General features: G+C 68.6%; 11 protein-coding genes. 7 read left to right on the top strand and 4 right to left on the bottom strand.

Features of this window, described 5'->3' with window-relative positions; all coding sequences use genetic code 11:
• The first annotated feature begins 25 nt into the window (after positions 1–25).
• The 3 genes from VV867_RS12000 (at position 26) to VV867_RS11990 (ending at position 4224) form a co-directional block, all read left to right on the top strand.
• Positions 26–919, top strand: coding sequence for an alpha/beta hydrolase (locus VV867_RS12000; protein ID WP_328566484.1), 894 nt, complete (start codon positions 26–28; stop codon positions 917–919).
• Between the two features lie 534 nt (positions 920–1453).
• Positions 1454–2890, top strand: coding sequence for a TldD/PmbA family protein (locus VV867_RS11995; RefSeq protein WP_328566483.1), 1437 nt, complete (start codon positions 1454–1456; stop codon positions 2888–2890).
• Entirely contained in the window at positions 2890–4224 is a 1335-nt protein-coding gene (locus tag VV867_RS11990; protein WP_328566482.1) for a TldD/PmbA family protein, read from the top strand. The genes VV867_RS11995 and VV867_RS11990 overlap by 1 nt, the downstream gene beginning before the upstream one ends.
• A 323-nt stretch (positions 4225–4547) precedes the next feature.
• Here the strand turns inward: VV867_RS11990 and VV867_RS11985 are convergent, their stop codons facing one another.
• The gene (locus VV867_RS11985) at positions 4548–5108 is read right to left on the bottom strand and encodes a DUF6436 domain-containing protein (protein WP_089394712.1); all 561 of its coding nucleotides are present in this window, start codon (positions 5106–5108) and stop codon (positions 4548–4550) included.
• A gap of 96 nt (positions 5109–5204) precedes the next feature.
• Positions 5205–6080, bottom strand: coding sequence for a YghX family hydrolase (yghX, locus tag VV867_RS11980; protein ID WP_328566481.1), 876 nt, complete (start codon positions 6078–6080; stop codon positions 5205–5207).
• A 290-nt stretch (positions 6081–6370) separates the two neighbouring features.
• Between yghX and VV867_RS11975 the strand changes: the two genes are divergently transcribed.
• A complete protein-coding gene (locus VV867_RS11975; RefSeq protein ID WP_089394710.1) occupies positions 6371–6655 on the top strand; it encodes a Phd-YefM in 285 nt (94 codons plus the stop codon).
• A gap of 15 nt (positions 6656–6670) precedes the next feature.
• Entirely contained in the window at positions 6671–6958 is a 288-nt protein-coding gene (locus VV867_RS11970) for a type II toxin-antitoxin system RelE family toxin (protein ID WP_328566480.1), read from the top strand.
• 52 nt (positions 6959–7010) lie between these two features.
• On the opposite strand, the gene VV867_RS11965 is transcribed toward VV867_RS11970, so the two are convergent.
• On the bottom strand, positions 7011–8024 hold the full coding sequence (locus tag VV867_RS11965) for an alpha/beta fold hydrolase (RefSeq protein WP_328566479.1): 1014 nt from the start codon (positions 8022–8024) through the stop codon (positions 7011–7013).
• A 153-nt stretch (positions 8025–8177) separates the two neighbouring features.
• Here VV867_RS11965 and VV867_RS11960 point away from each other — a divergent pair, with 153 nt between their 5' ends.
• Positions 8178–9209, top strand: a complete 1032-nt coding sequence (locus VV867_RS11960; RefSeq protein WP_328566478.1) for an RNA methyltransferase — start codon at positions 8178–8180, stop codon at positions 9207–9209.
• A 253-nt stretch (positions 9210–9462) separates the two neighbouring features.
• Here VV867_RS11960 and VV867_RS11955 read toward each other — a convergent pair whose 3' ends face one another.
• Positions 9463–10476 (bottom strand): MASE2 domain-containing protein, encoded by a 1014-nt coding sequence (locus VV867_RS11955; protein ID WP_328566477.1) that lies wholly within the window; start codon positions 10474–10476, stop codon positions 9463–9465.
• A gap of 460 nt (positions 10477–10936) precedes the next feature.
• Between VV867_RS11955 and VV867_RS11950 the strand changes: the two genes are divergently transcribed.
• Positions 10937–11482 carry a TetR/AcrR family transcriptional regulator gene (locus VV867_RS11950; RefSeq protein ID WP_328566476.1) on the top strand — a complete coding sequence of 182 codons (546 nt, stop codon included), beginning with the start codon at positions 10937–10939 and terminating at the stop codon, positions 11480–11482.
• Positions 11483–12146: the final 664 nt, after the last annotated feature.

Raw genomic sequence — 12146 nt, 5'->3', positions numbered from 1 at the left:
GGGGGCCGGCAGACGAGATCGCCTGATGAAAACCACCACCCTGCCCCTGGTCCTGGCGCTGGCACTGGCCGCGTCGAGCCAGGCGGCCCTGGCGCAACCGGCGCCGGACCAGAAGATGGACACCACCTTGCTGCAACGCCAGGACCTGGCCTACCGCTTCACTCGCCTCGAACTCGACTCCGCCGACGGCCGGCGCCACTACCGCCTGTGGGTCGGCAAGCCCGAACGCCCGGCTCCCGCCGCCGGCTACCCGGTGCTGTGGATGCTCGACGGCAACGCCGCCCTCGGCGCCCTCGACGCCGCCGGCCTGGCGAAGCTCGCCGACGGCCAGGCGCCGCTGCTGGTCGCGGTCGGCTACCAGACCGACCAGCGCATCGAGCGCAACGCCCGCACCTACGACTACACCCCGCCGCTGCCCGGCGAGGCAAAGCAGCTCGACCCGCTGACCGGCCAGCCCAGCGGCGGCGTCGATGCCTTCCTCGACCTGCTGCGCCAACGCATGCGCCCCATGGTCGCCGCCGTCGCCCCCATCGACGCCAGCCGGCAGACCCTCTGGGGCCACTCCTACGGCGGCCTGGCCGTGCTCCACGCGCTGTTCACCCGCCCCGGCGAATTCAGCACCTACGCCGCCGCCAGCCCCTCGCTGTGGTGGCACGACGGCGCCATCGTCCGCGAAGCCGCGGGCCTGGAGCAGCGCCTGGGCGAAAGCCGCCCGCGCCTGCTGCTGATGCGCGGCGGCGACGAACCGGGCAACCCGCGCGGCCCGGCGAAAGGCGACGCCGAACGCCCGGCCCGCGAGCTGAGCGCCAACCTGGCGAAGGTGCCGGGCCTGCAGGTGCAGTACCAGCGCTTCGACGGCCTGGGCCATGGGCCCATGCTGCCGGCGTCGCTGCGCTACCTGATCGAGCACTACCCGTAGGGCGCATAACGCCTAAGGCGTTATCCGCCGTTGCCCCGGCACCGGAGCGTACGGAAACGGGGGTTTCAGGTTCGGATCCGCAGCGGCCGGGGAACAAGGTCGAGCGGCGGATAACCGCGAACGGTTATTCGCCCTACGCCCCGATCACCCTCGTAGGGCGCATAACGCCTAAGGCGTTATCCGCCGTTGCCCCGGCACCGGAGCGTACGGAAACGGGGGCTTCGGGTTCGGATCCGCAGCGGCCGGGGAACAAGGTCAAACGGCGGATAACCGCGAACGGTTATCCGCCCTACGCCCCGATCACCCTCGTAGGGCGCATAACGCCTAAGGCGTTATCCGCCGTTGCCCCGGCACCGGAGCGTACGGAAACGGGGGCTTCGGGTTCGGATCCGCAGCGGCCGGGGAACAAGGTCGAGCGGCGGATAACCGCGAACGGTTATCCGCCCTACGCCCTGCCCTCCCCCTTTGCGTTGCTGGCAATCGGCAACCGGGCGGGAGCACAATCCGGGGTTCACCGTTCCAGGAAGCCTCCGGATGTCCGATAGCCTGCACGCGGCCTTGCGCCACTTCGTTTCCGCCCAGCGCCGCGACCCGGCGTTCCGCTCCCTGCGCCTGGTGCAGCGGCACAGCCTGGATTGCGGCGTGACCCGCGACCAGGTCGACCCGGTGCGGCACGGCCTCGACCAGGGGGCGATGCTCTGTGCCGAAGTCGACGGCGTGGAAGCCTTCGCCGCCACCAGCGACCTTGGCGAAAACGGCCTGCGCCAGGCCTTCGAACGTGCCCGCCAACTCGCCACCAGCATCGCCGCCCGCGCCCTGCCGCGCCCGGCCCAGGCCGGCGCCGACCTCGGCCAGCAGCGGCGCAGCAGCCCGCATTTCGCAGCCCCGCTGCCGGACCTGGCGCAATGGCTGGACCTGCTGCGCGCGGAATGCGCCGCGGTACCCCGTGACGAACGCATCGTCGACTGGAGCGCCAGTCTGGGCGTGGTGCGCGAACGCCAGCTGTACCTCGACCGCCACGGCAGCGACCTGCTGCACGAGACCCAGCGCCTCTACCCCTGGCTGTCGGTGACCGCCTTCGACGGCCAGCAGAGCCAGACACGTACCTTCGAAGTGGCCCGCCAGGGCGGTACCGAGGTCATGTTGCACAGCGGCTTCGCCGGCGCCGCCGCGCGCGTCGCCGACGAGGCCCTGCAACTGCTGCTGGCGCCCAACACCCCGGAAGGCACCCGCGACCTGCTGCTGATGCCCGACCAGATGATCCTGCAGATCCACGAATCCATCGGCCACCCGCTGGAGCTGGACCGCATCCTCGGCGACGAACGCAACTACGCCGGCACCAGCTTCGTCACCGCGGACATGTTCGGCCACTACCAGTACGGCTCGCCGCTGCTCAACGTCAGCTTCGCCCCGGACGTGCCCGACGAACTGGCCAGCTACGCCTACGACGACGAAGGCACGCCCGCCGAGCGCCAACTGCTGATCGCCGACGGCATCCTCCAGCGCCCCCTCGGCGGCGCCCTGTCCCAGGCCCGCAGCCAACTCGCCGGCGTCGCCAACAGCCGCGCCTGCAACTGGAACCGCGCGCCCATCGACCGCATGGCCAACCTCAACGTCGAGCCCGGCGACAAGAGCCTGGCGCAGCTGATCGGCGGCATCGAGAAAGGCATCCTCATGGCCACCAACCGCTCCTGGTCCATCGACGACGCGCGCAACAAGTTCCAGTTCGGCTGCGAATGGGGCCAGCTGATCGACAACGGCGAACTCGCCGGTGTGGTGCGCAACCCCAACTACCGCGGCATCTCCGCGCAGTTCTGGCGCAGCCTCGGCGCGGTGGGCGACGCCTCCACCTTCAGCGTGATGGGCACCGCCAACTGCGGCAAGGGCGAACCCAACCAGGCGATCACAGTCGGCCACGCCTCGCCGGCCTGCGTGTTCAAGGGCGTCACCGTGTTCGGAGGGCAGGCCTGATGCATCTGCGACTGTCCCCCGAACACCTGCGCGAACTCGCCGGCTGGCTGCAGGGCCGGCTGCGCGGCGACGAGGAGTTCAGCCTGTGGCTCGCCGCCGAGGACTCCGACTTCGTGCGCTTCAACCACGCCCGGGTACGCCAGGCCACCCGCGTGCTGCAGATCGAGGCGCAGCTGCGGCTGATCCGCGGCGCCCGCCACGCCAGCCTGGAGCTGAGCCTCACCGGCACCGCGGAACAGGACCGCCTGCGCCTGCAACAGGGCCTGGAGCAGTTGCGCGGCACCCTGGAGGCGATCCCGGAAGACCCCTACCTGCTGCTGGAGGACGAGCCCTGGACCAGCGTCCAGGAAGCACCCGGCCGGTTGCCGGAAGTGCGCGAGGTGATCGACCAGGTGGACGCCCAGGCGCGCGACCTGGACCTGGTCGGCATCTACGCCGGCGGCCCGCTGTACCGCGGCTTCGCCAACACCCGCGGCAGCTTCGGCTGGCAGACCAGCGGCAGCGCCAGCCTGGACTGGAGCCTGTTCGCCGACAACGGCGAGGCGGTGAAGACCACCTACGCCGCCCGCGACTGGGACGCCGCCGAACTCGGCCGGGCCTTCGCCCGCGCCCGCGAGCAGCTGGAATACCTGCAACGCCCGCAGCGCATCCTGCAGCCGGGAGCCTACCGCGCCTACCTGGCGCCGGCGGCGCTGGAAGAGATCGTCTCGCTGCTGTGCTGGGGCGGCTTCTCCGCCCGCGAACTGGCCACCCGCCAGAGCCCGCTGCTGTCGCTGCACCTGGGCCATGCCAGCCTGTCGCCCCAGGTCAGGCTGGAGGAAGCGGCCAGCAGCGGCCTGGAACCACTGTTCGACAGCGACGGCTTCCTGCGCCGCGACCAGACGCTGATCGACGGCGGGCGCATGGTCGGGCAACTGGTCAGCCCGCGCTCGGCGAAGGAATTCGGCCTGCCCGCCTATGGCGCCGGCAGCCACGAGATGCCGCGGTCCCTGGTCATGGCCGGCGGCGACCTGCCCGAGGACGAAGTGCTGGCGCGCCTGGGCACCGGCCTGTACATCGGCAACCTCTGGTACCTGAACTACTCGGACCTGGCCGCCGCGCGCATCACCGGCATGACGCGCTTCGCCAGCTTCTGGGTGGAAGACGGCCGGATAGTCGCCCCCCTGGCCAGCATGCGCTTCGACACCAGCCTGTACAGCCTGCTCGGCGAGCACCTGCAGGCCATCACCCGCGAACGCTCGCTGCGCATCGACACCAACACCTACGGGCGCCGCAGCGCGGCCACCCAGTTGCTGCCGGGGGCGCTGGTGGAGGGGTTCACGCTGACGCTGTAGGGCGTACAACCGTTCGCGGTTGTACGCCGTTACACCCATCTCGACGTTGGCCTCCTGGTCAAGCCCGGAGCGCTTGGAAACGGGAGCTTCGGGTCCGAATCCGGCGCGGCCTGGGGCCAAGGTCAAACGGCGGATAACCGCGAACGGTTATCCGCCCTACGCCACGGTCGGGCCTGGCGTAGGGCGCATAACGCCTACGGCGTTATCCGCCGTTTGACCTTGATCCCCGGCGGCTCCGGGGTTGAACTGGGCGCTGGCGGTGGCCTCGGTGTATCGGCGGATAACCGCGAACGGTTATCCGCCCTACGCCACGCCCAACGTCGTTACCAGTCGCAATAGCAACCGGTGGCCAGGGTGCTGGGGGACTTCACCTGGCGGCCTTCGACCAGCGCCTGGATCACCGGCTCGATGAAGCTGTTGGCCGAGGTGCAGGTGGCGCCTTCGCTGTAGGGGCCGAAGTAGGCCAGCTTGCCGTCGCGGTCCCACACCGCCACCGAGGGGCTGGCGGCGATGGGCGGCGGCGAGGGGAATTCCGGCAGCGGCTTCAGGCCCCACAGCTCGCTGGCCAGGCGGCCCTGGGTGCCGGGCTTGCGGTAGGCGTAGAAGTCCACGCCCTGGGGCTCGAAGCGCTTGATCAACGAGGCCAGGTGCTGCTGGTTGGCGACGTTGCACGGGCATTCCGGGTCCCAGAAGTGCACCACGCGGATAGGCCCCGGGCCGGCCAGTTGCGCCGGCAGTTGCAGCGCCTGGCCATCGAACAGCTGGGTGGTGTCGGGATAGGTGCGCAGGTAGCGGCCGTGGAACGACCAGAAGGCGGCGAACAGGATGCCGAGCCAGGCCAGGATCAGCACGCCCGCGAGAACGACTTTGCGATTGAGCGACATGATGCGGAAGGGGGTGGACGGGAGGGCCGCTAGCTTGCCACGTCCAGCCGCCAGGGCAAGCCTTTCCTGACCGACAGGCTGCGGCCGGGGGCGCAGTCAGGCCAGGTAGCGGCGGAACCAGGCCAGGGTGCCCCAGGCGAGCCTGGCCGCAGCCTCGTCGTAGCGTGGCGTGGAGTCGTTGTGGAAACCGTGGTTCACGCCGGGGTAGATGTACGCCTGGTAGGTCTTGCCGGCGGCCTTCAGCGCCTGCTCGTAGGCCGGCCAGCCCTCGTTGATGCGCGTGTCCAGTTCGGCGTAGTGCAGCAGCAGCGGCGCCTGGATCCGCGGCACGTCCTCGCTGCGTGGCTGGCGGCCGTAGAAAGGCACCGCCGCGGCCAGCTCCGGGTAGGCCACCGCCGCCGCATTGGCCACCCCGCCGCCATAGCAGAACCCGGTGATACCGACCTTGCCGGTGCCGCCCTCGTGGCGCATCAGCCACTCCAGGCCGGCGAAGAAGTCGTTCATCAGCTTCTCGGGGTCGACCTTCGCCTGCAGTTCGCGCCCCTTGTCGTCGTTGCCCGGGTAGCCGCCGACGGAGCTGAGCCCGTCCGGCGCCAGCGCGATGAACCCGGCCTTGGCCAGCCGCCGCGCCACGTCTTCGATATAGGGGTTGAGCCCACGGTTCTCGTGCACCACCAGCACCGCCGGCACCTTGCCCTGAACCCTGGCCGGCCGCACCAGGTACGCGCGCACCCGGCCATTGCCCCTGGGCGAGTCGTAGCCGATGTACTCGGGGGCGATGTCCGGGTCGGTGAACGGCACCTGCTCGGCCAGCGCATAGTCCGGGCTCAGCGCCGGCAGCAGCGCAGCCGCGCCGACGGTGACCAGCGAAGCGCGCTGGATGAACTCGCGGCGGTTGATCAGGCCATGGGCGTAGTGGTCGTACAGCTCCAGCAGCTCGGGCGGGAAATCGCGGGCGGTAAGGCGCGGCATGGCGGGTTCCTCCTGAAAAGCGACGGGCAGACCTGCAGACTAGACCAGATATGCGCCCTTCCGCCGCGCCGGTGTAGCGCGACACCGATAGAACCGTAGGAAAGTTCCAAATCCAGCCCGACCCTCCCCTCGAACAGGAGGCTCCGTGGATACTCAGCACGCCGCCCCTGGCCACTCACCGACATACAGCTTGAAAAGCACAATATTCAGCGCATAATGCAACACACTTCAATTAGCCAAATAAACCGGCTAATAAAGCACTGAAAGATCCACCGACGGGAGACCAGGCAATGGCAGCACTCATGGACCGCGCTGATCAGGCGGTGTCCGTCACGAGCATGGCGCGAAGCTTCAGTGCGAAGCTGCGGGACGTGGCGACTCGGAAGACCGAGAAGCTCGTCGTTTTCAAGGACAACGAACCCGCTGCGGTCATCCTCAACGTCGAGGCCTACCAGGAACTGCTCGACGAACTGGAAGACCTGCGCGTGGAGCGCGTCGCCCGTGACCGCCTGGACAGCTTCGACGCAAGCAAGGCGATCAGCCACGAGGACATGGTGGCTCGCTTCGCCGACTGAAGAAGGCCAGGCCGCATGGCATGGAACGTCATCTATCACGAAGCGGTCACGGACGATCTGTTGCGCCTCGGTAGGGTCGAGGCGCAGCGAATCCTCAAGGTCATCGGGCAACGCATCGTCGAGGGCGAGCCCGACAAGCTGGGCAAGGCCCTGGCGGGCAGCCTCGCCGGCTGCCGCAGGATCAGGGTAGGCAACACCCGCATCGTCTACCGCGTGGACGGCCCGCGCATCGAAGTACTGATCATCGCGGTGGGCGCACGCCGCAACAACGAAATCTACGACCTGGCCAGCAAACGGCGCTGAGGCCTTGCCGCTCCAATCCAAGGGAGCGGCGAGGTTCAGTCACCAGCATCCATCACTTCCTCCAGCTATCCACATCCACCACCGCCTGGGCGAACGCCTGTGGCGCCTCCTGCGGCAGGTTGTGGCCGATGCCGCCACTCAGCGTGCGGTGCTCGTACTTGCCGGTGAACCTGGCGGCATAGGCGCTGGGCGGCGGGTGGGGGGCGCCGTTGGCGTCGCCTTCCAGGGTGATGGTGGGCACCGTGATCGGCGGGGCCTTGGCCAGCTTCTGTTCCAGCTCGTCGTACTTCGCCTCGCCTTCGGCCAGGGCCTGGCGCCAGCGGTAGTTGTGGACGGTGATGGCGACGTGGTCGGGGTTGTCGAAGGCCTTGGCGCTGCGTTCGAAGGTGGCGTCGTCGAAGCGCCACTTCGGCGAGGCCTGCTGCCAGATGAGCCTGGCGAAGGCGTGGGTGTTCTGCTGGTAGCCGAGCCGGCCGCGCTCGGTGGCGAAGTAGAACTGGTACCACCAGAGGAACTCGGCTTCCGGCGGCAGCGGCTTGCTGCCGGCCGCCTGGCTGCCGATCAGGTAGCCGCTTACAGCCACCAGGCCCTTGCAGCGCTGCGGCCAGAGCGCGGCGATGATGTCGGCGGTGCGCGCGCCCCAGTCGAAGCCGGCGAGGATGGCCTTGTCGATCTTCAGCGCATCCATCAGGGCAATGATGTCCGAGGCCACCGCCGCCGGCTGGCCGTTGCGCATCGTCCGTTCGGAAAGGAAGCGCGTGCTGCCGTAGCCGCGCAGCCAGGGCACTATCACCCGGTAGCCGCGCGCCGCCAGCAACGGCGCCACGTCGACGAAGGCGTAGATGTCGTAGGGCCAGCCATGCAGCAGGATCACCGGCGGCCCGTCGGCCGGGCCGTCCTCGGCGTAGCCCACGCTGAGCAGCCCGGCATCGATCTGGCGGAGGGCGGCGAACGCCGTGTGCGCGCCGGCCTTCGTCGCCGGCGGGGTTTGCTCCACGGGCTCGCCGGCGGCCTCGGCAAGGCGCGGCAATTGCGCCGCCACCACGGCCACTACCGCCATGCGCATCAGATCGCGCCGTCTGGAATCGAAGTCCTCTGCCATATGTCCCCCTGGTTGGTTGCGGTACGGGGTGAAGCGTAGGCGAAAGCGCCCATGACGCACCGGCGCCTGTCGCCCCGCCTTCGCCGCGCCCGGCGCCGGTGTTAGCATGCGCGCCCCATGCGCCTGACCGACTTCGACCAACGCCTCGCCGACCTCGGCGCCCTGCCCCGCCACCGCGGGCGGATGCTGCGTGCCTGGCTGCAGGGCCGCGCGCTGGACGCCGGCACCCGGCGCCAGGCCAGCGAGGACTTCCTGCCGCTGGCGGTGCGCAATGCCGTGCCGGAACTGGCGGCGCAGCTGGAAGGCCTGGCGCGCCTGCATTCCCGCCACCCCGCCGGGGACGGTTCCGAGCGCCTGCTGGTGAGCCTGGCCGACGGGCAGATGGTGGAGAGCGTGCTGCTGCCGCGCGAGGGCCTGTGCGTGTCCAGCCAGGTCGGTTGCGCGGTGGGCTGCCGCTTCTGCATGACCGGCCGCAGCGGCCTGCTGCGCCAGGTGAGCGCCGCCGAGATGATCGCCCAGGTGGTGCTGGCGCGGCGCCTGCGGCGGGTGAAGAAGGTGGTGTTCATGGGCATGGGCGAGCCGGCGCACAACCTCGACAACGTGCTGGAGGCCATCGACGTGCTCGGCAGCGACGGCGGCATCGGCCACAAGCACCTGGTGTTCTCCACGGTGGGCGACCCGCGGGTGTTCGAGCGCCTGCCGCGGCAACGGGTGAAACCGGCCCTGGCCCTGTCGCTGCACAGCACCCGCGCGGACCTGCGCGAACACCTGCTGCCCAAGGCGCCGAAGCTCACCCCGGACGAACTGGTGGAACTGGGCGAGGCCTACGCCCGCCAGGTCGGCTACCCCATCCAGTACCAGTGGACGCTGCTCAAGGACGTGAACGATGGCCAGGACGAGCTGGATGGCATCCTGCGCCTGCTCAGGGGCAAGTTCGCGGTGCTCAACCTGATCCCCTTCAACGCCCTGGAAGGCGACGCCTACCAGCGCCCGGACGGCGCGCGCATCGTCGAGATCGTGCGCTACCTGCACAGCCGCGGCGTGCTGACCAAGGTGCGCAACAGCGCCGGCCAGGACGTCGACGGTGGCTGCGGGCAGTTGCGTGCGCGGGCGCTGGACCTGGTGAACACCAGCCGTCTGCACGGTTGAGGATTTCTGTACGCGTCCGATTCATCCGCGATTTCGCGGCGGGGCCCGGCCTATCGCGGACGGAGTCCGCTCCTACGACCGTGCTTCCCTGGAATTGTAGGAGCGGGCCCTGCCCGCGATTCGCGCGCAGGGCGCGCTCCTACAGGGGCACGACGTCAGGGCAACCTGTAGGAGCGGACTCTGTCCGCGATAGCCGGAAAATGCCGGCATCGGTGCCAGTTATTCGCCCTACGCGGCCCCACCCACATTGCGCCTACGGGCCTGCGCCCTCGGCGACCGCGCAGGGCGCCAGGCTCTGGCGGGCCTGCTCGATCCAGTCGTGCTCGCTGGCGAAGTCCGTCGAGTAGTCGGCCAGGCCCATGCTCAGCGACAGCGGCGGCAGCGACGCCCCGTCGAAGTTGCCGAACAGCTGGGCGATGCGTTCGACGCAAGCCCGGGCGCCGGCGCCGTGGGTCTGGCGGAACAGCACCAGGTACTCGTCCGGGTGCTTGCGGCTCACGTGGTCGGTGTTGCGCACCTCGGCCTTGATCAGGTGGCCCAGGCGCACGCTGAGGGCCTCGGCGGTGAGGTTGCCGTAGCGCAGGCGCAGGCGGGCGTGGTCGTCGATGCGGATCAGCGCCAGGGTCGCCCGCGGCCCGCCGCGGCGGCAGCGGCCGAACTCCTGGGCCAGGCGGTGCAGCCAGACGTCGTAGGACAGCAGCAGTTGCTGCTGGTCGAAGCAGTCCACCAGGGAGAAGGCGCGGCGCTGGGCGTGCAGGCGGCGCGCCAGGCTGTAGCTGGTCCAGCCCACCGCCAACGGGTAGAGGAACAGCATCGGCAGGCAGGCCCAGATCACCCGCCCGGGGGTCTCCAGGTCCACCTGGTAGCCGGTCAGCAACCCCAGCGCCGCCATGCCCGCGACATTGGCCAGCAGGCCCTTGAGCATGAAGCCGGGCCCGTTGGCCGCCACGTTGTGCATAGTGACCATCGACAGCAGCAGCGCCGAAGGCAGCAGGCTGAAGTGCATGACGGCCACCCAGCCGCCGGCGAACAGCGAATCCAGCAGCAGGTTGCGCAGTTCGGCCCGGTAGGGCACCGCGGCACGCACGGCGATGGCCCGGGCCAGGCCCGGCCAGAGGAAGCCGTTGACCAGCATCCAGGCCCAGAGCAGGGGGGTGCCCGGATAGACGAGCACCGCGATGAAAACGAAGCTGAGGCCGCACCCCAGGCTGCGTGGCGCATGAATGCGTCTGGCGAAGGCGATACCGGCGGAAGTACTGCTTTCCATTTCCATACATCGATCCAGAGACGGCCTTCGGCGAAGGCTCGCCAGGCGGCATCGGCAACTGCGCCTGTAAATTGCCAGCATGTCTGACGTGCCTTTCCCGCTGGGCGCGTTATGCTTCCCCATTGGGTGAAAGCGTCAGCCTTCCGTCCACATGGGGAGCGACATCCACCCGCAAGACCGGCAATGTCAAAAAATCGCCATTGCCATGAACATTGATGACTTGCCCCCCGCCGAGCGGGCGGCAAACGTTGACGAATCGGTCAGGAATGGAAGCCACCGCCTCCCTGCCGGCTATGGTCCCTGGCCATCACCGGAAGCGCACAGCTCTCGCGGCTGCTGCGAATCGAGAAGGGCCGTGCCGTCCCATGGCTGCCAGGTACAGCGGGACAGAACGGGCACGGGCGGCCGCACGGCTGGCCAACCTTAAAATACGACCGTATTCTAATGCAGAAGAGGCCTGATGAGTAAACGCCCCGTCATTGATAGAGGCAAGGTCCTGGATGCTGCCGAAGACGTAGTCATGCGCGAAGGCGTTGCGGCGCTGTCCATCGGCGAGGTGGCCAAGGCCGCCGGGATCAGCAAGGGTGGCGTGCAATCCTGCTTCGGCACCAAGGATGGCCTGATCGAGGCCATGTTCAACCGATGGAAAGCGGAGTTCGAGGTGGCTGTGCGCGACAACGCACCAGACGAAGCGGAACCGCTCGACAGCCTGCGCGCCCATGTCCAGCTGATGGCCGCCAGCGACGAAGCCCTGGGCAAGCGCGCCGCGGCCGTGCTCGCGGCGATGCTCAGCCGGGAGGAACTGCGCCAGCGGTCCAGCGACTGGTACCGCCCCCTGCTCATCCAGGAAGGCGGCGAGGACAAGCGCAGCCGCAACGCCCGCCTGGCCTTCCTCGCCGCCAAGGGCGCCTTCCTGCTGCGCTCCTTCGGCCTCATGGAGGTGAGCGAGGAGGAATGGCAGGCGATCTTCCGCGAAATCGACACGCTGCTCGCCCCGCCGGAGTGAACCGGACGCCGGGCGGCGCCCCTCGCCCAGGCGCCACTGCAACTTCGGCAACTTCACCGGAAACCGTAACTATTTCATGACTTGTGGATATTCAAACAATGCCTAGACCAAACAACTAGTACCATATGGATATACCCAAAAGAACCGGCACGACGAATAATCAAAACAATAAAATCCCATTTATACGTGCCTTGGACAAAACCCCGTCATGCAAGCGAGCGCCAACTACGAAGACCAGGGCCTGGTCTGGATGTACGGCCACTTGAGAAGGATCGGCTGCACCGTTCCCACGTCGCTCTACCGCAGCCTGCGCTTCAGGCTGTGGGGTGACACGGGGAACTTCAGAAGCACCATCGGCTGGCAGAAGCTCCGCTTCCGCCGGACCGCCCACCACTAGTCGCCCCGCCTCGCATCCCGCCCTGCGCGGCCTTCCAGGCTGCTCCCCACGCCATGAACATGCCGCCATCCCCGCCGCCGGGATGGCTCCCCGCCCCCGCTGCGCTCATTCGTCCCCGGCATCGCGCCGCCGCCTGCGGGTGGAACTTCTCAATACCCGCAGGAATTCCAGGACGATAACCACGAGCACGCCAGCAAGGATCGCAAAAAGCATGGTAGAGCCCTCGCTCTATATATCTTCGCAGCCAAGCGTTGTTTATCTTCGATA

It is taken from the genome of Pseudomonas sp. JH-2 (assembly GCF_036231725.1).
Taxonomy (GTDB): Bacteria; Pseudomonadota; Gammaproteobacteria; order Pseudomonadales; family Pseudomonadaceae; genus Pseudomonas; species Pseudomonas delhiensis.
This window is presented reverse-complemented; position numbering and strand designations above follow the sequence as displayed.

Bases quoted from the DNA above. Each gene is read 5' to 3' on its own strand.
- VV867_RS12000 (WP_328566484.1), top strand. From the start codon at position 26: ATGAAAACCACCACCCTGCCCCTGGTCCTGGCGCTGGCACTGGCCGCG.
- VV867_RS11995 (WP_328566483.1), top strand. From the start codon at position 1,454: ATGTCCGATAGCCTGCACGCGGCCTTGCGCCACTTCGTTTCCGCCCAG.
- VV867_RS11990 (WP_328566482.1), top strand. From the start codon at position 2,890: ATGCATCTGCGACTGTCCCCCGAACACCTGCGCGAACTCGCCGGCTGG.
- VV867_RS11985 (WP_089394712.1), bottom strand. From the start codon at position 5,108: ATGTCGCTCAATCGCAAAGTCGTTCTCGCGGGCGTGCTGATCCTGGCC.
- yghX (WP_328566481.1), bottom strand. From the start codon at position 6,080: ATGCCGCGCCTTACCGCCCGCGATTTCCCGCCCGAGCTGCTGGAGCTG.
- VV867_RS11975 (WP_089394710.1), top strand. From the start codon at position 6,371: ATGGCAGCACTCATGGACCGCGCTGATCAGGCGGTGTCCGTCACGAGC.
- VV867_RS11970 (WP_328566480.1), top strand. From the start codon at position 6,671: ATGGCATGGAACGTCATCTATCACGAAGCGGTCACGGACGATCTGTTG.
- VV867_RS11965 (WP_328566479.1), bottom strand. From the start codon at position 8,024: ATGCGCATGGCGGTAGTGGCCGTGGTGGCGGCGCAATTGCCGCGCCTT.
- VV867_RS11960 (WP_328566478.1), top strand. From the start codon at position 8,178: ATGCGCCTGACCGACTTCGACCAACGCCTCGCCGACCTCGGCGCCCTG.
- VV867_RS11955 (WP_328566477.1), bottom strand. From the start codon at position 10,476: ATGGAAAGCAGTACTTCCGCCGGTATCGCCTTCGCCAGACGCATTCAT.
- VV867_RS11950 (WP_328566476.1), top strand. From the start codon at position 10,937: ATGAGTAAACGCCCCGTCATTGATAGAGGCAAGGTCCTGGATGCTGCC.